Raw genomic sequence first — 20,036 nt, 5'->3', positions numbered from 1 at the left:
GGTAACGACGATGCCGTTCTATGAATATGCCTGCGAATGCTGCGGCCTGTTTGAATGCCGGCGCCCGGTGGCCGAACGGGATGCGCCGCTGGCCTGCCCACAGTGCCAACGCCCCGCACAGCGCAAGGCCAACTATCAACCGGTGCTGCTGCGCCGGCAAACGGCGCCCACGCCGCCGCCGGCCATCAACCCGCATGGCGCAGGCTGCAGCTGCTGCGCGCCGGCCTACCGGGTGAATAAAACGCCCAGCCGCTAAACCAAGCGGCGCGGCCAGAAAAAAGGCGGCATCGTAGGAGGCCGCCTTTTTCATCGCCATAAAAACCTGCGTTACAGACCGCCGCTCAGGCGGTTTAACACAAAGCTGCTCAGGTTCTTCAGGTGAGTACGCACCGCCTCACGGGCGGCTTCCGTATCACCGGCCAGATAAGCCTGCAGGATAGCCAAATGCTCCTGGCGATCCTCTTCAATGCGGTTAAACGGGCTAACCAGCTCGAACAGCCGGCTGTGAGTGCGCGCCTGGGCGATCATGCGGGCCAAAACCGGGTTGCCGGAGGCGTCGGCAAACAAGGTGTGCACCTGATCGTCCACCTGCCAGTGGGCGTTTTCCTGCTGCCCCTGGCTCAACCCGTTGATCTTTTCAATCAACGCGTCGATCTCGCTTTTATCAATTTTATGCATCGCCATCGCGATGGCTTCCGGCTCCAGCAGTTCGCGTACTTTCATCAGTTGAAAATATTCCTGCGCACTGACGAAACGCACGGAATAAGAACGCGCGCCGGAGCGAACCAGCAAACCTTCGCCTTCCAGGCGCAGCAATGCCTCACGCAGCGGCGTTCTTGAAATATTCAACTCTTCGACCAGCCGCCCTTCCACCACCGGGCCACCGCTACGCAAAGTTTTTTCCAGAATCATTCTGTGCAAGGCCTGATAGGCCAATTCCCCAAGTTTTTCCGGGGGGTTAGTGTTGTTAGCAGCCACCTGATTACCAACCTTTATGGAAACGTTCGGGGAAGTATACATAATGTGTACAGAAATGAAAACTGAACCGAGCCATAGCAAAGCGGCTCCCCCACCCCTGTTGGTTTGGGGTGGGGGAGCCGCAGGCAACGGTTAAAGCGCTTCGCCGTTGGAGGCGATCACACCTTTATACCAATAGAAGGATTTTTTCGGCGTGCGGTTCAAGGTGCCGGTGCCGTCATCGTGCTTATCCACATAGATAAAGCCGTAGCGCTTCGCCATTTCACCGGTGGTAAACGACACCAGATCGATACAGCCCCAAGGGGTGTAGCCCATCAGATCCACACCGTCGATCGCCACCGCCTTTTTCATTTGCTCAATGTGCGCGCGCAGGTAATCAATGCGGTAATCATCTTGGCAATAGCCGTTGGCATCCGGCTTATCGGCGGCACCCAGACCGTTTTCCACGATGAACAGCGGCACTTCATAGCGTTCATACAGCGTCGCCAGCGCATAGCGCAGGCCGGTTGGGTCAATCTGCCAGCCCCAATCGCTGGCCTGCAAATAGGGGTTTTTCACCGAATACGGCGAGCTGCCATCCATACTTTCCGCCGTATTGGTGTTGGCCACATCCGCCTTCACCACATTCGACATGTAGTAGCTAAAGCCGAGGTAATCCGCCTTGCCTTCACGCAGGATCTGCTCGTCTTCCGGTTCCATCTGGATATGGTAGCCCTTGGCCGCCCACTCTTTTTTCGCGTAGGAAGGATAGTAGCCGCGGATGTGTACGTCGGAAAAATAGAACCGATCGCGCATCGCGACTTCGGCCAGCATCACATCGTCGGGATTACAGGAGTACGGGTAGTAAGGCACGAACGAACACATACAGCCGATGCGTAGATCGGGATTGATTTCATGGCCCTTTTTCACCACCAGCGCGCTGGCGAGGAACTGATGATGCACCGCCTGATACATCGCCTCTTCCGGCTTCGGCTTTTGGGTAAACTTCACGCCCGAGCACATCCAGCCAAAAATATCGGCATCAACGTTTTTCTGATTGTTGATTTCATTAAACGTCATCCAGTATTTCACTTTGTGTTTGTAGCGCTCAATCACCGTTAGCGAGAACTTCACAAAGAAATCGATGGTTTTGCGGCTCATCCAGCCGTCGTAGTGGGTTGCCAGGTGGTACGGCATTTCAAAATGGCTGAGGGTGATCACCGGCTCGATATTGTATTTCAGCAGCTCGTCGATCAGATCGTCATAAAACTGCAGCCCGGCTTCGCAAGGCGCATTTTCATCACCGTTGGGGAAAATACGCGTCCAGGCGATGCTGGTACGAAAGCATTTGAACCCCATTTCCGCGAATAGCTTAATGTCCTCTTTATAGCGGTGGTAAAAATCGATCGCCTGCTGGTTCGGGTAGGCTTCACCGTCGAGCACACCATCCGTGATCTTTCTCAGCTTGCCGTGGGCGCCGGCGGTCAGCACGTCCACCACGCTCACTCCTTTGCCCGCCTGATCCCAACCGCCCTCCAACTGGTGCGCGGCCACGGCGCCGCCCCACAAGAAATTATCCGGTAATTGGCTTTTCATCTTTTTTCTCCCTTACTTAGAGCCTATCCCAGTAGGCGTTATTGTCGCAGCCAGTTTGGACACGGACAGCGCGCAGACAACATGCCGCGCATGTTGAACGGACTTCAGTCCGGCCCGTAGGGCGAGCGCAGCGAGTAAACCGGAACGTACACGGAGTACGTGAGGATTTCGAGCACTGCCCAGGGCCAAAATGGCAAGTAAAATAGCCCTAATGGTAAGGCTCTTAGATAACATTCATTAATGGCTGCCCACAACTAACCGGCCCCTGTGGCCGTTCCTGGGTCAGCGTGAAATCATCGCTGTTGACCACCAGCACCGGCGTGGTCAGGTCGTAGCCTTCACGCGCGATCGCCGCCAGATCAAAGGCCAGCAGCGGCGTGCCCGCCTGCACGCGATCGCCGGCTTTCACCAGCGGACGGAAATATTTTCCCTGCAACGCCACCGTATTCAGCCCAACGTGGATCAGCAGCTCCGCGCCGTTATCGCACGCCAGGCCAATGGCATGGTGTGATTCAATCAACGTCATGACGGTGGCATCGCACGGGGCGGTTATCGTGCCCTGGGTGGGCTTGATCGCCACGCCGTCGCCCAACAGTTTCTGGGAAAAGGTTTCATCCGCCACGCTTTCCAGCGCCACCAGTTCGCCGCTGACCGGGCTTAACAGTGAAATACGCTGGTGGCTAAGCGGTGCCGCAGCGGGCGCCGTTGGCGCGCCAACCGCCGGGCCGGCTTCGTTTTCGTTTTCGTTTTGCGGATCGTCAAAGCCGACGATTTGGATCAAGCCGATGCTGACCACCATCGCCACCGCGCTGCCGGCAAGCTCGCCGATAAACGACATCGGCGCCGCCGGGCTAATGGCATTCACCAACGTAAACAGGCCAGGCAAGGCGGCATAGGCGTAGTACAGCGAGCCAAAGAAGCTGGCGACGACGGCGCCGATCGCCCCGCCGATACAGCCGCAGATAAAGGGTTTTTTCAACCGCAGCGTCACGCCGTAAATCGCCGGTTCGGTAATACCGAATATCGCCGTTACCCCAGCCGACAGCGAGGTGGTTTTCAACTGCCGGTTTTTGGTTTTGATAAAGCAGCCGAACACCGCCGCCATTTGCGCCACCACCGCAATGGTCTGGTAGGCCTGGAACGAGTCATAGCCCTGGGTATCAAAGTTGGCCATCACCACCGGCGTAATGCCCCAGTGCACGCCAAAGATCACAATGATCTGCCATACGCCGCCAATCACCGCCGCTGCCAGCGCCGGGAAGGCGTTAAACAGCGCGTTGTAGCCGCTGGCGATGCCCAGCGCGGCATAGGTGGTTATCGGGCCGATCACCAACAGCGTCAGCGGCACGATAATCAGGAAACAGATAAGCGGGGTAAACAGGGCGCTGACCACTTCCGGAATGGCTTTTTCCACCCGCCGTTCCACCCAGGATAACGCCCATACCAGGAACAGCGGCGGCAACACGGACGAGGTGTAAACGGTTTCCGCCAGCGGGAAAAACAGAAAGTGAATACTCTCTCCCTGCGCAATCCGCCCGGCCATCGCCGTCCATTCCGGGTTGATCAGGGCGCAGCAGCACAGCACGGCAATATAGGGGTTGCACTTGAAATGGCGCGCCGCGGTGATGGCAATAAACACCGGCAAAAAAGCGAACGGAGTCCAGGACATAAAGTTCAGCACGCCGTAGGTGCCGGTGTCTTTGAAGGTTTCGGCAAACAGCGTAATCACAATCAGCACGCCCTGCAGAATACCTGCGGCGGCCAGGATATACACAATGGGGGCGAACACGGCGGACATGGTGCCGATCACCGCGTCCAACCAGCGCTGTTTAGGCGCCGCTTGCTGTTGGCGCTGCGGATCAACCAAACCGGACATGGCGTTGAACACATCGGCAACGTGGGTGCCGATCACCACCTGGAACTGCCCGCCGCTTTCCACCACGGCGATCACGCCCGGCAGGCTCTGGATCGCCTGTTTGGCGCTGGCCGGGGTTTCATTCAGTACCAACCGCAGCCGGGTTGCACATCGGGAAAAACCAGCAATATTTTTTTCACCTCCGACTTCCCGGAGGATATCTGCCGCCAACTGAACGTAATCCCTGATTGCCGCCATCATGTCACCTCTGAGTGGTTACGATGCATCCCCAATGGGTATCAATCACAAATGAAACCGGTTTCAGTAACAGGATTGCGCAAAGCGCACCGCGTCTGCAACCGGTTTCAATCAGCAATGCGGGCTAGATCACAACGTGGCAAGCAGGCTAAAAAATGGGATGAAAGTCGCCGTTTTTGTACGGCAGACAATATATTTTGTTAGCAGATAATATTATTATCGGCCAAGATGAGATCGCAATCACACTTAATGGCCAGAAAAGTGTGATCCAACCGAAATTAATCCCCTACAGCCGCCAACCTTTTAATCTTGTCCCAACCACGGGACAGTTTTTAGTATTGTTGTTATTTACGCCAACTTCTATATTCATTATTACGGAAAAGCGGTAAGCAAGAGCGAATGGACATTTAATGAATAATAATTAACATCTTGTATATACCCAAAATAATTCGAGTTGCAGGACAAAAACGCAAAAGCGTTTTTGAACAGCGCTAGCGCTGGCCCCGTAGGGGTGAGGCCGAATGGCCGAATCACGCGGCAACGCAGCGAATCCCCAGGAGCTTACTGAAGTAAGTGACTGGGGTGAGCGAGGAAAGCCAACACACCTGCAGCTTGAAGTATGACGGGTATAGCGAAGCATAAAAGGGTTATATTATGCACCCACTTACCTCGCGACAGAATAGATTATTGAAATATTTGCTGCGACACCAAACGCATATACCGGTTAAAAATATTGCACAGTATCTGGCTGTCTCAGAAAAGACCATTCACCGCGACATGCAGTTTATTGAAGATTTCCTGGCGGCCTGGAATATTTATCCGGAAAAGAAGGTGGGCGCAGGGATTTTGCTGATCGCCGAAGATGCGAAAAACCTGATTCAACTGGAGCAGCAACTCGCCGCTGACGATGGCTATTCAGACGCGCTGGCCAACAATGCGCGCCGGGTGAAAATCGCCTCGCAGTTGCTCAGCGACACGCCGATGGAAACCTCCATCAGCAAGTTAGCCGAGCGCTACTTTATCAGCAATGCCTCGATCGTCAACGATTTAAAGATTATCGAAAGCTGGATCCAGCCGCTGGGGTTAACCCTGATCCGCAGCCAGAGCGGCACCCATATCGAAGGAAACGAAAACCAGGTGCGCCAGGCGATGGCAACGCTGATTAATGAAGTGATGAACCACAAAGAACCGGGCAGCCTTAACCACTCGCGCCTTGATCCCGGCAGCTACCATGCGCTCATTCACTATTTTGGCGAGCCAGACGTGGTGTTTGTTCAGCAGCTACTGCAGGAAATGGAACAGCAGCTCTCTTACCCGCTGGGGGAGCCTTATTATATTAATATCTTCACCCATATATTAATTATGATGCACCGTATGGCGTTGGGGAATTCCCTGCCGCTGGGCGAAGAAACGCTGAAAAACCAGGTTGACCGCCCTATATTCAATATTGCGGAAAACATGGTTCAACAAATAGAGCAGCGTATTAATAACCGACTGCCCAGTGATGAAGTCTGGTTTATTTATCAATATATTGTTTCTTCCGGCATCGTTATTGAAGAGCATGGCGATCATTCCGCCGCCAGGCAGCAATTATCCAATGGTGAATCGCGGCGCATGACGCTGAGCTTGATTGATATCTTCTCCGATATGATAAATATCGATCTGCGCTCAGACACATTATTGTATGACGGCCTGCTGATTCATATTAAGCCTCTGCTTAACCGCCTGAAATACCATATTCGCATCCGCAATCCGCTGCTGGAAGATATAAAAAACGAGCTGCACGACATTTATCACATTACCGAACGGGTGACGCAGCAGCTGTGCCAACGTTTTCAACTCCAGCCGATCGCCGAAGACGAGGTGGGCTATCTGACGGTGCATTTCCAGGCGGCGCTGGAGCGGCAAATCGCCCACCGGCGCATTCTGGTGGTGTGTTCCAGCGGCGTGGGCACCTCGCACTTGTTGAAAAGCCGCATCCTGCGCGCCTTCCCGGACTGGATCATCGTCGGCGTGGTTTCGGCCAGCAATATGGCGGCGTTTTGCCTGCAGGAACAGGTGGATTTAGTGATATCCACCATCCACCTGAAAGAGCAGCAAACGCCCATTGTCTATGTCTCGGCGTTTTTTAATGACGACGACATCAAGCGCGTCACGGAAAAGGTGATTACCAGCCAACTGCATCAGGCGGTGAATTTACTCCCGGCGGCTGAATACTAGTTCCTTTAATTGTTTGAGGTGAAGTGGATGGACATTAACAAGATTCTCAATGCCAATCGCGTCAAATTAGCCATGACGGCGAAGAATAAAGAAGAAGTTATTCAGGAACTGACCGAACTGCTGTATCAGGACGGCGCCATTACCTGCAAAGACGCCTTTATCCGCGATGTTTGGCTGCGCGAAGCCGAAGGCTCCACCGGTTTTGAAAATCATATCGCCATCCCGCACGGAAAATCCGCAGCGGTGACTCAAACCACGCTGGCCATCGGCCGTACCCGCCAGGACATTCCCTGGGAAACGCTGGACGGCAGCAACGTCCGCTGCATCATTCTTTTCGCCGTGCGCCTGGAAGACCAGAACACCACGCATATCCGCCTGCTGTCGCAGGTTGCCAGTGCGCTGGCCGATGAGCAGGTCATTGCCCGGCTGCTAGACGAGCCCGACCCGGAAAAAATTATTCAACTGTTCAGCCTGTACGCGGAAACAGACCTCTGCTAACCCGGAAAAGACGAGGCATAACATGAAAATAGTTTGTGTAGCCGCCTGCACGGCAGGCATCGCGCATACCTATATCGCGCGCGAAAAACTGATCAAGGGCGCCAGAGCGCTGAATCACGACATCAAGGTGGAAACCCAGGGCACCATCGGCACGGAAAACGCGTTATCCGCCGAGGATATCGCCGCAGCCGACGTGGTGATCCTGGCCATCGACATCAAAATCAACGGGGAAGAAAGGTTCAAAGACAAACCTGTCGTGCGGGTAAAAACCGACGTGGTGATTAAGTCACCGGTGAAGTTTCTGGAAAAAGTGGCAGGCTCGCTGGAGCGGGCCTGAAAATTAACTTTTCAGGATATATAGCCAAAATAATTCGAGTTGCAGGAAGGCGGCAACGCAGCGAATTCCCAGGAGCTTACTCCAGTAAGTGACTGGGATGAGCGAGGAGAGCCAACGCACCTGCAACTTGAAGTATGAAGGATAAACATATTATGAAAGGCAATAATAAACTAGGCCAGGAAATAAAGGGGCACCTGCTCACCGGTATTTCCTGGATGATCCCGCTGATCGTCGCCGCCGGTATCTGTATCGCCCTCGGTCAGGTGATTGGCGGCACCAACGTGGCGGAAAAAACCGGCAGCTTCGCCTGGATGCTCAACCAGATCGGCGGTTGGGGCATGGGGCTGATCGTGCCGCTGATCTGCGCGGCGATCGCCTACTCGATCGCCGATCGCCCCGGCTTTGCTCCCGGGCTAATCGTCGGCTTTATCTGCGGGCAGATCCAAACCGGCTTTATCGGCGGCATCCTCGGCGGCTTTCTGGTGGGCTACACCGTGCTGCTGCTGCGCCGCTATATCAAACTGCCGGCCTCGATGCAGGGGCTGATGCCGGTGATGATCCTGCCGGTGCTCAGCACCATCATCGCCGGCTTGTTGATGATGACGTTTATCGGCCAGCCGATCGTCTGGCTGCAAAAGGCGCTGATCCACCTGCTGGAATCCATGCAGGGCGGATCGAAGTTCCTGATGGGCGCGATCCTCGGCGCCATGGCCACCTTTGATTTTGGCGGCCCGGTGAACAAGACCATGTCGCTGTTCGCCGACGGCATGCTGGTGGACGGCATCTACGGCCCGGAAGCGGTGAAGTTTGTCGGTTCGATCATCCCGCCGTTCGGCATCACCCTCTCCTTCCTGCTGACGCGCCATAAATACACCAAAGCGGAGAAAGAAGCGCTCAAGGCCGCCTTCCCGATGGGGATCTGCATGATCACCGAAGGGGTGATCCCGATCGCCGCGCGCGATCTGCTGCGCGTCGTCGCCAGCTGCGTGGTCGCTTCGGCCATCGCCGGTGGCCTGATCATGGTCTGGGGGGTGGAAGCGCCAGTGCCGCACGGCGGCATGTTCGTGGTGCCGTTGTTCACCAAACCGCTGATGTTCTGCCTGGCGTTGGGCATCGGCACGGCGATCTGCGGCGTGATGCTGTCGCTGCTGAAAAAACGCGTCACGCAGGCGGACGAAGAGTTCGACGATACCGATGACAGCAGCGTGCGCGATGAAGACATCAAATTCACCCTCGAATAACAGGAGTGGCTATGTACGCCTCAATGAAAGCTGTTATTGCCGACGCCTATCAACGGCGGTATGCCGTGCTGGCGATCAACTGTTTCAACCTGGAAACCGCGCGGGCCGCCATCAGCGCCGCCGAGCAACAACGGGCGCCGCTGATCCTCAACGTTTACCAGGGGCACAGCGCGCACTTTCCGCCTCCGGTCGCGGTGGCGGTGGTCAGCGCGCTGGCGCAGCAGGCCACGGTGCCGGTGGCGCTTAGCCTGGATCACGGCAACGCGTTTGATCTGATCGGCCAGGCATTCCGCGCCGGTTTCAGCGGCCTGATGATCGATGCCTCCAGTCACCCGTTGGCGGAAAACATTCGCCAGACCCGCCAGGTGGTGCAGATCGCCGCCACCGCCGAGGTGTGCGTGGAAGGCGAACTGGGCCATATCGCCGATGCGCCGGTTTACGATCTGGCCGATGCCGCCGTGAAGATGACGCAGGTGGCGGACGTGCAGCCGTTTATCAGCCAGACCGGTATCGATCTGCTGGCGGTTTCGGTCGGCACCGCGCACGGGCTGTATCCGCCGAACGTCACGCCGCAGATTAACTTTGAGCGCCTGGCCGCGCTGCATGAGGCCTCGTCGGTGCCACTGGCGCTGCACGGCGGCAGCGGCACCCGCGCCGAAGATATTCGCCGCGTCAGCCAGCACGGCGTGGCGAAGATCAACGTCGGCGCCGCGGTGTTCGCCGCCGGCAAAAGCGCGCTGCAACAGGCCCTGCAACAACACCCGGCCAGCGAACTGGCCGATCTGATGGCGGTAATGGAATCCGCCTGCCGCGAAGTGGTGTTCGAGTACCTAAGCTGGTCCGGCTCCGCCCAACAAGCCTAAGCCGCGTTTCACACGTTCACGCAAGACCATCGGTGCCCCGCACCGGTGCGGGAAAGCTTTACCCTTAATCAGACACTGAAGGAGAGTAACATGTTGATTTCAATGCACGAAATGCTAAAACCCACCCGCGAGCACCATTTCGCCATTGGGGCTTTCAACGTGGCGGACAGCTGCTTTATCCGTGCGGTGGTGGAAGAAGCGGAATCCACCCATACCCCAGCGATTATTTCGATCCACCCCAGCGAACTGGAATTTGTTACCGACGAATTCTTTGCCTACGTTCGCGAGCGCACGCTGCGCAGCCCAGTGCCCTTTGTGATCCACCTGGATCACGGCGCGTCGATCGCCCATGTACTGCGTGCCATCCAGTGCGGCTTCACCTCGGTGATGATCGACGGCTCACTGTTGCCCTATGAGGAAAACGTGGCGCTGACGCGCCAGGTGGTGGAGCTGGCGCACGCTGTGGGCGTTTCCGTGGAAGGTGAACTGGGCACCATCGGCGATACCGGCACCACGATCGAAGGCGGCGTCACCAAGGTGATCTATACCGAGCCGGCGCAGGCGGAAGATTTCGTCAAACGCACCGGCGTGGATACGCTGGCGGTGGCGATCGGCACTGCACACGGCATCTACCCGAAAGATCTGAAGCCGGCGTTGCAAATGCACATTCTGCGCGACATTGCCGAACGGCTGTCGATCCCGCTGGTGCTGCACGGCGGCTCCGCCAACCCGGACGCTGAAATTGCCGAAGCAGTCACGCTGGGCGTGGGCAAAATCAACATTTCCAGCGACATGAAGTACGCTTACTTCCAGAAGGCGCGCGAAATCTTAAGCCGTGAAACCTGGTGGGATCCCAACGCCATCTACCCGGAACCGATCAAGGCGGCCAAAGCGGTGATCCGCCACAAAATGGCGCTGTTCGGCTCCACCGGCAAAGCCAGCCTATACTAAGCCAGCGAAACCCTGGGCAGGCAATCCGCCGCCTGCCCTCTACAGGAGGAAAAAATGCTGCATTTAGGCCTGGATATCGGCGGCACCAAAATCGCCGCCGCGGTGCTGGATGGGGATGGCGCGCTGTTGCTGCAACAACGCACCGCTACCCGCAAAGAGAGTTACGCGCAGTTCCTGCACGACGTTTGCCAGTTAATCACCACGCTGCAGGGCAAGTTTAACGTTCCGTTATCGATCGGCATTGCCTTGCCGGGCAGCATTTCGCCGCAAAGCGGTTTGATCAGGAATTCCAACATCCTGCCGCTCAACGGCCAGCCGCTGCAGCAGGATTTGCAGCAGCGGCTAAAGCAGCGCGTCGCTATCGCCAACGATGCCAACTGCTTCGCCCTGTCTGAAGCCACCGACGGCGCCGGCAAGGGCCACAATAGCGTATTCGGTGTGACGCTCGGCACCGGCTGCGGCGGCGGGCTGGTGATCAACCAGCAGTTGATTACCGGCGGCTACGGCAACGCGGCGGAATGCGGGCACAACCCGCTGCCGGGGTACGATCCGGCCAACGATGGACCGCCCGTCCGCTGCTATTGCGGGCAGTTCAACTGCGTGGAGTCTTTTGTTTCCGGCACCGGACTGGCCGAACGCTATAAGCTGGCGACCGGCCGGCAAGCCACGCCGCAGGAAATTATCGCGCTGGCGGAAAGCGGCGAAGCCGAAGCGGTACAACAATGTGCGCACTATCGCGATCGCCTGGCCAGAATGCTGGCGACGATCGTCAACCTGATCGATCCCGGGGTGATCGTCATCGGCGGCGGGCTTTCCAACGCGCCGGCACTGTATCAGGATCTCGCCCCTTGCGTCGGCGCCTATGCCTTTACCGACCGGTTTTGCACCCCGATCGTACCGGCACGGCATGGCGACAGCAGCGGCATGCGCGGCGCCGCGTGGATCGGCGCGCAGACGGGCCAATGAACTCACGCAGTAGATGTTGCGGCCACCGATGACGGCGGCCGCAGCAGCCTCGATCAACGGGATGCCAACGACAAAATGGTTTCCTGATCCGCCTCTTCCCGGTCAAGAATGCCAGTGATACGCCCTTCATGCATGACCATCACACGGTCGCTCATTCCCAAAATCTCGGGTAATTCAGAAGACACCATAATGATGGCGACGCCGCGGTTCGCCAGTTCACTGATCAGGTGATAAATTTCCGCCTTTGCCCCTACGTCAATGCCACGGGTTGGTTCATCCAGGATCAGGATTTTCGGCTGCGCCAATAGCCAACGGGAAATTAACACCTTCTGCTGGTTACCGCCGCTCAGGTTATTAATGATCTGATCCATGGTCGGGGTTTTTATATTCAGCCGATGGATTTGGTTCATGCAGTCCTGGGCCATTTTCACGTGTTTGATAAACCCGCTCTTGCCGACATATTCCGGCATATTGACGATACTCATGTTCTCTAATACCGACAGCACCAGGAATAAACCGGACTTTTTACGATCCTCCGTCAGCAACGCCATGCCGTTATCAATCGCCACCGAAGGGGAATCAATATTGACCGGAACACCATCAATCAGCACCTCGCCGCTGTCAAAGCGCTCCATGCCAAACAGGCTTTCCATCACCTCAGTACGGCCGGCCCCCACCAGGCCGGCGACGCCGAGGATCTCCCCGCGCCGGACGCTGAAGTTGATATTCTGGAAATGCTCTTGGCGGCAAAGATTACGTACCGTCAGCACCTCTTCGCCAATGGTGTTATTAAATTTGGGGAACAGCTGGGTTAATTCACGGCCGACCATTTGGGTGATCAGCGACTGGCGAGTGAACTCCGAAGTCTGCCTACTGCCGAGCCAGGCGCCATCGCGAAAAACGCTGATTTCATCGGTAATGGTAAATATTTCATCCATTTTATGGCTGATATAGATAATGGCTTTTCCCTGCTTGCGTAAATCACGAATAATATTGAAAAGGTGAACAACCTCGCTTTCCGTTAATGCAGAGGTGGGTTCATCCATAATAACCACGTCCGCATCCCATGACATCGCTTTGGCAATTTCCACCATTTGCTGGGCGGCGATACTCAGCTCGCCCACCATCTTCTGCGGCGATAAACGGATATTCAGCTTATCCAGCAGTTCCTTGGTCTGCTGATTGAGTTTGCGGTGATCGACAAAACCATACTTCGTGGGCTCACGCCCCAGCCAGATATTCTCCGCCACCGTCATATGGGTGACCAGGTTTAACTCTTGGTGAATCATCGAGATACCGGAACGCAGGGCGTCCATCGTATCCTGGAACTTCACCGGTTCGCCCTTGACACGAATAGAACCGGTGTCGGGATGGTATATCCCGATCAGGCATTTCATTAACGTGGATTTACCCGCACCGTTTTCGCCCATCAGGGCATGCACCGTTCCGGGGCGCACGCGTAATGACACATTATCAAGCGCCTTCACGCCGGGGAAAAATTTACTGATGCCTTCAGCTTCAAGGGCAAAAACGTTCATGGTTCAACCTCCGCATAAATCAATGAGCAATGATGATTCTGGTCGAGGTAACTAAACTGAAATCGGTAATCGCCAATAACATCGTGAGAATAAATGCCGAGAATACAAATTGCAGTTACACGGCCCTATTGCCCATCCGTTGATAAGACAGCGGTGCTGCGGGATATTTTTCTCACTGTCAAAGAAACATAAGCAATCAACCCGTAACGCAGGCTGATAACATCAACCTCAGAGCGGCACCGCGGGCGCCGCCGCCTGATCGTATCCGCCCCAGACCGACTGATCGAACTCCACCACCGAGCCGGTCATCAAACCGGACTCGTCGCTCGCCAGGAATGCCACGGCGCGCGCCACCTCTTCTGGCTGGATCAACCGGCCAAACGGCTGCGCCGCCGCCGCTTTCTCCAACCAGTTATCCTCGGCATTGTGATACGTCTTCATGATGCGGTCTTCGCCTTCCGACGCCATCCAGCCGATATTCAACCCATTGACACGGATGCGGTTGCGCAGCAGCGCATAGGCCGTATTGCGCGTTAGCGTCGCCAGCGCCCCCTTCGAAGAGCAATAGGCGGCAATAAACGGCTGGCCGGCGAGCGCGGACATCGAGCAGATATTCACGATGCTGCCGGTAATCTTTTCGCGCCGCATGACCTTAATCGTTTCCTGCATCAGGAAAAAAGGGCCGCGCACGTTAGTGGCGAAAATGCTATCAAACAGCTCAGGTTCGGTATCAAGAATCGTGCCGCGGTCGGTCATACCGCCGGCGTTAACCAAAATATCCACCCTGCCATACCGCTCATCTGCCGTGGCGATCACCCTGCGGCAATCTTCAACCTTGGACAAATCCGCACGGACGAAAGCGACGCTGCCGGCGTTTTCATTATTCAGCCGTTGCGCGATCTGTTCGCCCTTCTCCTGATTACGCCCGCAAACGATCACTGCGGCCGCACCCTGTTGTGCAAAATGGCGCGCTATCGCGGCGCCGAGTCCCTGCGTGCCGCCGGTGACGACAGCGACTTTACCGTGCAACTGCCCCATTAGAATGCTCCTTTAATCAGGGTGTACCCTGCTTTGTCCAACGCAGAACAAAGCGTCTTATAACCGATTTGCGCATACTCCAGCGGCGGCGCCTTGGCCGGATCCTGCTCCGCTTCCACCACGAACCAGCCCTCATAGCCTATTTGCGCCAGCTTGTTGATAATGGCGCTGAAATCAATCATGCCGTCGCCGGGCACGGTGTAAACGCCTTTTAAGACGGCATCCAGGAAGGAGTCACGCTGCCAGTTCAACGCTTGCAACACCGCCGCGCGCACATCTTTGGTGTGGACGTGATTAATACGCGCGCCGTGTTTTGCCAGAATGGCTAGCGGATCTACACCGGCAAACACCAAGTGGCCGGCATCAAACAGCAGCCCCACCTCCGCCGAGGTGGCCGCCATTAAACGATCGATGTCGTGTTCGTCTTCAATGGCAGTGCCCATATGGTGATGGAACGCCAGCGGGACGCCAAAATCACGACAAAATGCGGCAAAGCGCGACAATTTTTCCGCATATGCCTGCATCTGTTCATCGTTAAGACGACGGCGCTTCGCCAACGGCACATCCTGCCGATTCTGTATGGTTCCGGCGGTTTCGCCGTAAACCAGGCACGCCGCGCCGCAATCGCGGAATAACTGCAATTGCGGCAACGCCTTTTCAATCTCTTCTTCGACGGTATTGTCCAACAGCGTGCCGGAGTACCAGCCAGAGACCAGCTCAAGCTGATATTCGCGCAATACGGCGGACAGTTCGGCCGTGGTTTTGGGGAATTTCCCGCCCGTCTCAACGCCCTGGAAACCGGCCTGGCGACTCTCCGCCAGACAGGTGATCAGCGGCGTGTCGCCGCCCAGTTGCGGGAGATCGTCGTTAGACCAGGCGATAGGGGCGATACCCAGTTTTGCTTTAAGCACCATATGAGGCTCTCCCGATTAAATACCTATACGTTGTTTTTGGCGGCCTTGAAGATGTTCCGCATACGCCTGACTCACGCTTTCGCGGGCGCTGACCTCAGGTACGCCGACATCCCACCACGCGTCGCCCGGCGTCCAGTCGGCCGGATGGGTGGCAATCGCAATCACCGTCGTGCGATCGTTGCCTTTCGCCCAGCGGATCGCCGCCTCCAGCTCATCCAGTGAGGTGACTTTCCGCGCCAGCGCCCCCATGGCCTGCGCATGGGCGACAAAATCAACGTGGAACGGCTCCTTCACGCGGCAATCTTTCAGCAAGTTGTTGAACGACGCGCCGCCTTTGGCGTTCTGCAGGCGGTTAATCACGGCAAAGCCGCCGTTATCGCACACCAGCAGAATGAATTTATGGCCGGCCAGCACGCTGGAATAGATATCGGAATTCATCATCATGTAGGTGCCATCGCCAATCATCACGAAAACATCCCGATCCTGCCGCGCCATGGCCGCCCCCCAGCCAGCGGAAAGCTCATAGCCCATGCAGGAAAAACCGAATTCGCAATCGAAGGTGCCGGCATTTTTCACCCGCCAGCCTTTCACCAGCTCCCCCGGCAGGCCGCCTGCCGCGCTGATGATGTAGTCTTCCGGCGCGGCGACTGCATTCACCACGCCAATCACCTGCGCATAGGTAGGATCGCCTTCCGTCACCGTGCGCGCCTGCCTTTGCGCAATCAGCGCATTCCATTTGGCGAATTCCTCACGCCCCTTATCCAGCCAGCCATCGCCGGCCTGCCACTGCCCTAACGCCTGGTTCAACTCGGCAATCCCTTCGCGGGCATCGCACACCAGGGGGATGGCAAAGTGTTTATGCGCGTCAAAACGGGCCGCATTCAGCGAGATAAATTGTGCTTTATGATCAAAGACCGTCCAGGAACCGGTCACGAAGTCCATCAGCCGCGTCCCCACGGCGATCACCACATCCGCGCTGGCCGCCAGGGCGTTGGCCGAGGTGGAGCCCAGAATGCCGATCGGCCCGATATGCACCGGGTTATCGTGCGAAAACGTCCCCTTTCCGGCGATGGTTTCCGCCACCGGAATGCCGTGGGCGACAGCGAACTGTTCCAGTTCAGCCTCGGCCTGCGAATAACGCACGCCGCCGCCGGCAATAACCAGCGGCCGCTTGGCGCGCTTCAGGCATTCCACCGCGCGGGCAAGCAGTAAACGGTCAGGCCGTGGGCGCGGCATCAGGTGCTGGCGCGGTGCGAAGAACGCTTCCGGGAAATCCCATGCCATCTCCTGCACATCCTGGCAAACGCCGATAAAGGCCGGGCCGCAATTCCCCGGATCCAACAGGGTTGCCACCCCCTGCGGCAGGGAAGAGAGAATTTGCTCGGGATAAGTGATGCGATCCCAATAGCGCGAAACGCTTTTAAACGCATCGTTGACGGTTTGCGTCGGATCGCTGAAGTGCTCCACCTGCTGCATAACCGGATCGGGATGACGGCGGGCAAAGCTGTCGCCGCAAATCATCAGCAACGGCAGGCGGCTGGTGTGCGCGACGCCTGCTGCGGTCAACAGGTTGGTGGTTCCAGGGCCGATTGACGCCGTCACCACCATAATCTGCCGGCGAACCATCGCTTTGGCGAACCCCACCGCCGCGAATGCCATCGACTGTTCATTCTGGCCACGCCAGGTCGGCAACTTGTCCTGCGCGGCTTCCAGCGCTTCACCCAAACAGGTCACATTACCGTGGCCAAAAATGGCGTAAACACCGGGAAATAGCGGCACTCGCTTGCCGTCTATTTCGGTAAACTGGTTGCTCAGATAGCGAACTATTGCCTGAGCCGTCGTGCAACGAATCGTAGCCATATCTTCACTCACTCTTAGTAGATGCCATGCAGCAGCATCGCGTTTCGATCGGCAACATAAATTGCCGAATACTAGACACGGCAATAAAAGTTGCAATTTCTGGCGATAAAGCTCCCGCATGAGCGCGGGCGGGAGCGGTTAAGACGGATTACTACGTTTGCGTTTGCGCTGGGTTTCCGCGCGTTTTTCGCGTTCCGTAATGGTTTCAATGCGCGGCTGCGTGCCCGCAGGCTGCAGCACCGCCGCCAATGCCATCGCAATGCTTTGCACCAAACAAACCGGCGCCGCCAGCGAACGTGAGAAGCTGTACTCCTCTTCCGGGATGGTGAACAGCACCTTGGCGTTCTTCGCCAATGGCGATAACGGGCTGTCGGTGATCGCCACCACCGGTATGTGGCGGCCGCCGGCATCATCGGCAATGGCGACCACCTCTTTGGCATAATGACGAAACGCAATGGCGATCAGCACATCGTTGTCGCGCATACATTTCGCCATCTGCGGCGCCAACCCGCCGGCGGAATCCAGCAGGATCACCTGGCGATTGAGCATCGTCAGCAGATAGCGCAACAACGAGGCGATCGGCTCAGAACGCAGTTGGCCAGCGATATAGATAGTCCCTGCCGCCTTCAGCAAGGCGGCGGTGGTATCCAGATCGGCCTGCGTCACGCTACCCAGCAGTTCCTGCAACGTTGCGATATCGCGGATCACCAGGCTTTGCAGAAAACCATGGCTTCCCTTTTGTTCATTCTTGCGCAGGTCATTTTCCAGCGCGGTAATCCGCTCGTTATACCCTGGCGCGGCGGTTGCAAGGCGCGTCTGAAAGACGCTTTGCATCTGCTTAAATCCGCTGTAGCCAAACACCTGTGCAAAACGCACCAGCACCGAAGGGTGCACGCCGCATTTCGCGGCAACGGCATTGATCGACTCCAGCGCCACGGTGTTCGGGTTCTGGGTGATGTACCGCGCGGCCTGCTGATGGCGTACCGACAGCTGTGGATAGCGCTGAGTAATTTCATCCACAATCTGCTCGTAGTTTTCATGGGGCAGTGATTTCGCTACGGCCTCACGCTTCTCGCTTTTACTCATCAATCATTCCTTTGCAGCTCAACTGCTCAACTCACCGGCCCGCAAACGCAATAAAAATTGCAATTTAAAGTTTTATGCAATTAGTTCTAACGCATTTGCAACAACCTGGGAAAAACTCTTCGCGATATTTGTGATTCGCTTCTAAAAATTAACATTTCATTATCATTTTTATGCCAAATCGGGCCAATAAAAATGACGTTATCTATTGATTATTAAAGGTAAAAAATCAAAACACCTCAATTTGACCTCATCGACCACACCACGTTGCAATTTTTATTGCCAAGAAACTAGTATTGCAACTATTGATGCTTTTGCGGTTTTTTTGCTCAGTCGGCGAACCCCAACAGCGAACCCGTAGTCAGGTTTACCGCATATCGGCTACGCCTGAAACAGATGCCGGAGGATCGAAACATCATGTATCAAGATTTTGGACAATTCATCAATGGTCAGTGGTGTACAGGCAGCAGCCAAGAAGCCGTGATCGTGACCGATCCGGGCAATGGCAAATCGCTGGGAGAGATTCCGGCGGCCACCGCTGCGGATACACTGAAAGCGCTTGCCAGCGCGGAACACGCCCTGGGCCGTTGGAAGGCGACCCAGCACTGGGCGCGCGCCGATTTACTGCAAGACGTGGCGCGCCACATGGCGCTTTGCACCAACGATGCTATTGAGGTGATATCGAAAGAGAGCGGAAAACCGCTGGCACAGGCCAAACGCGAGTGGGAATTATCCATCGATCAGTTCGTTTGGTACGCCGAAGAGGCTCGCCGCATTTATGGCCGCATAGTTGAAAGCCGCGCGCCCGGCGGGCGTTGCGAGGTGCTACACGAACCGGTCGGCGTTGTCGCCGCCTTCACCGCCTGGAATTTCCCGGTGGTGCTGGTGGCGCGCAAGCTTGCCCCCGCGTTGGCGGCCGGCTGCACGGTGGTGCTGCGCCCGTCCAGTGAAGTGCCCGGCTCCGCCATGATGATTTTTGAATGCCTGCGCAAAGCCGGCCTGCCCGCCGGCGTGGCGAACCTGGTGGTCGGCGCCACGGCGGACACCTATGAACCGCTGATCGCCTCCCCGATCGTCAAAAAAGTTTCATTAACCGGTTCCACGCAGCTAGGCCAACAGATGATCCGCGATTCGGCGGCCACCATTAAGCGCCTAAGCATGGAGTTAGGCGGCAACGCACCGGTCATCATCTATGAAGATGCCGATCTGGAAACGGCGCTGGATCTCTCCGTCGCAACCAAATTTGCCAACTGCGGCCAGGTTTGCGTCACCTGCGATCGCTTTTATGTCCATGCAAGCCGTTATGACGACTTTGTGCAGGGCTTTGCCGAACGTGCCAGCAAGCTGAAAGTGGGTTACGGCCTGAAAGAAGACACGCAGGTGGGGCCGCTTATCAATCTGCGACGCCTCAAGGCCATTGAAGCCATCGTCGAAGATGCCCGCAGCAAGGGGGGCCGCATCGTCACCGGCGGCCAGCGCATCGCCCTGGAGGGAGGGTTCTTCTATGCCCCCACGGTGATTACCGACGTGCCGGACGACGCGCTGGCCATCGCGGCGGAAAACTTCGGCCCTATCGCCGCCATCACCTCATTCAGCGACAGTGAAGATTTATGGCGCCGGGTGAACAACTCCGAGTTTGCCCTCGCCGCCTACGCCTTCACCCGCGATCCGGCCCGCATCCGCGAAACGGTCGCACGCCTGGAATCCGGCATGGTAGGCATCAACAGCTATGCATTGGCCGCCGCCGAAGTGCCTTTTGGCGGCATCAAAGCCAGTGGCATGGGGCGCGAAGGCGGCAGTGAAGGCATTCATGACTATATGAACGTCAAGCTGGCCCAAATCGTGGTGTAAGGAGCGGGTG

17 protein-coding genes are annotated in these 20,036 nt (G+C 56.7%); 9 read left to right on the top strand and 8 right to left on the bottom strand.

Going from position 1 to position 20,036, the window contains the following annotated elements; genetic code table 11:
• Positions 1-10 precede the first annotated feature (10 nt).
• Positions 11-256 (top strand): FmdB family zinc ribbon protein, encoded by a 246-nt coding sequence (locus tag ACN28Q_RS14865; protein WP_095847049.1) that lies wholly within the window; start codon positions 11-13, stop codon positions 254-256.
• 71 nt (positions 257-327) lie between these two features.
• On the opposite strand, the gene ACN28Q_RS14860 is transcribed toward ACN28Q_RS14865, so the two are convergent.
• The 3 genes from ACN28Q_RS14860 to ACN28Q_RS14850 form a co-directional block, all read right to left on the bottom strand.
• On the bottom strand, positions 328-978 hold the full coding sequence (locus ACN28Q_RS14860; RefSeq protein ID WP_230469497.1) for a GntR family transcriptional regulator: 651 nt from the start codon (positions 976-978) through the stop codon (positions 328-330).
• A 132-nt stretch (positions 979-1,110) separates the two neighbouring features.
• Positions 1,111-2,553: a 6-phospho-beta-glucosidase gene (locus ACN28Q_RS14855; protein ID WP_095847047.1), complete on the bottom strand. Its 1,443-nt coding sequence runs from the start codon at positions 2,551-2,553 to the stop codon at positions 1,111-1,113.
• A gap of 223 nt (positions 2,554-2,776) precedes the next feature.
• A complete protein-coding gene (locus ACN28Q_RS14850) occupies positions 2,777-4,666 on the bottom strand; it encodes a beta-glucoside-specific PTS transporter subunit IIABC (protein WP_095847046.1) in 1,890 nt (629 codons plus the stop codon).
• A gap of 654 nt (positions 4,667-5,320) precedes the next feature.
• On the opposite strand from ACN28Q_RS14850, the gene ACN28Q_RS14845 reads away from it, so the two are divergent.
• The 7 genes from ACN28Q_RS14845 to ACN28Q_RS14815 all read left to right on the top strand — a co-directional run bounded on the left by ACN28Q_RS14845 (position 5,321) and on the right by ACN28Q_RS14815 (position 11,742).
• Entirely contained in the window at positions 5,321-6,886 is a 1,566-nt protein-coding gene (locus ACN28Q_RS14845; RefSeq protein ID WP_165907046.1) for a BglG family transcription antiterminator, read from the top strand.
• A gap of 27 nt (positions 6,887-6,913) precedes the next feature.
• On the top strand, positions 6,914-7,384 hold the full coding sequence (locus ACN28Q_RS14840; RefSeq protein ID WP_095847044.1) for a PTS sugar transporter subunit IIA: 471 nt from the start codon (positions 6,914-6,916) through the stop codon (positions 7,382-7,384).
• Between the two features lie 22 nt (positions 7,385-7,406).
• Positions 7,407-7,721, top strand: coding sequence for a PTS fructose transporter subunit IIB (locus tag ACN28Q_RS14835; protein ID WP_095847043.1), 315 nt, complete (start codon positions 7,407-7,409; stop codon positions 7,719-7,721).
• 152 nt (positions 7,722-7,873) lie between these two features.
• Entirely contained in the window at positions 7,874-8,962 is a 1,089-nt protein-coding gene (locus tag ACN28Q_RS14830; RefSeq protein WP_095849039.1) for a PTS fructose transporter subunit IIC, read from the top strand.
• Positions 8,963-8,973: 11 nt separating this feature from the next.
• A complete protein-coding gene (locus ACN28Q_RS14825) occupies positions 8,974-9,825 on the top strand; it encodes a class II fructose-bisphosphate aldolase (protein WP_095847042.1) in 852 nt (283 codons plus the stop codon).
• Between the two features lie 90 nt (positions 9,826-9,915).
• Positions 9,916-10,776 carry a ketose-bisphosphate aldolase gene (locus tag ACN28Q_RS14820; protein WP_095847041.1) on the top strand — a complete coding sequence of 287 codons (861 nt, stop codon included), beginning with the start codon at positions 9,916-9,918 and terminating at the stop codon, positions 10,774-10,776.
• A gap of 54 nt (positions 10,777-10,830) precedes the next feature.
• Entirely contained in the window at positions 10,831-11,742 is a 912-nt protein-coding gene (locus ACN28Q_RS14815; protein ID WP_095847040.1) for an ROK family protein, read from the top strand.
• A 53-nt stretch (positions 11,743-11,795) separates the two neighbouring features.
• Here ACN28Q_RS14815 and ACN28Q_RS14810 read toward each other — a convergent pair whose 3' ends face one another.
• The 5 genes from ACN28Q_RS14810 to ACN28Q_RS14790 all read right to left on the bottom strand — a co-directional run bounded on the left by ACN28Q_RS14810 (position 11,796) and on the right by ACN28Q_RS14790 (position 18,178).
• The gene (locus ACN28Q_RS14810) at positions 11,796-13,280 is read right to left on the bottom strand and encodes a sugar ABC transporter ATP-binding protein (protein WP_095847039.1); all 1,485 of its coding nucleotides are present in this window, start codon (positions 13,278-13,280) and stop codon (positions 11,796-11,798) included.
• Between the two features lie 228 nt (positions 13,281-13,508).
• Positions 13,509-14,318: an SDR family oxidoreductase gene (locus ACN28Q_RS14805; RefSeq protein WP_095847038.1), complete on the bottom strand. Its 810-nt coding sequence runs from the start codon at positions 14,316-14,318 to the stop codon at positions 13,509-13,511.
• Positions 14,318-15,232, bottom strand: a complete 915-nt coding sequence (iolE, locus tag ACN28Q_RS14800) for a myo-inosose-2 dehydratase (RefSeq protein WP_095847037.1) — start codon at positions 15,230-15,232, stop codon at positions 14,318-14,320. The genes ACN28Q_RS14805 and iolE overlap by 1 nt, the downstream gene beginning before the upstream one ends.
• Positions 15,233-15,247: 15 nt before the next feature.
• Complete coding sequence (gene iolD / locus ACN28Q_RS14795) at positions 15,248-17,092, bottom strand: 3D-(3,5/4)-trihydroxycyclohexane-1,2-dione acylhydrolase (decyclizing) (protein WP_095847036.1); 1,845 nt, start codon at positions 17,090-17,092, stop codon at positions 15,248-15,250.
• Positions 17,093-17,230: 138 nt separating this feature from the next.
• The gene (locus ACN28Q_RS14790; protein ID WP_095847035.1) at positions 17,231-18,178 is read right to left on the bottom strand and encodes a MurR/RpiR family transcriptional regulator; all 948 of its coding nucleotides are present in this window, start codon (positions 18,176-18,178) and stop codon (positions 17,231-17,233) included.
• A 414-nt stretch (positions 18,179-18,592) separates the two neighbouring features.
• On the opposite strand from ACN28Q_RS14790, the gene ACN28Q_RS14785 reads away from it, so the two are divergent.
• The gene (locus tag ACN28Q_RS14785) at positions 18,593-20,026 is read left to right on the top strand and encodes an NAD-dependent succinate-semialdehyde dehydrogenase (RefSeq protein WP_095847034.1); all 1,434 of its coding nucleotides are present in this window, start codon (positions 18,593-18,595) and stop codon (positions 20,024-20,026) included.
• The last annotated feature ends 10 nt before the right edge of the window (positions 20,027-20,036 follow it).

It is taken from the genome of Gibbsiella quercinecans (assembly GCF_002291425.1).
GTDB classification, from domain to species: Bacteria; Pseudomonadota; Gammaproteobacteria; order Enterobacterales; family Enterobacteriaceae; genus Gibbsiella; species Gibbsiella quercinecans.
Note: the sequence above shows the minus strand (reverse complement) of the source record. Positions and strands in the feature narration are given on the sequence as shown.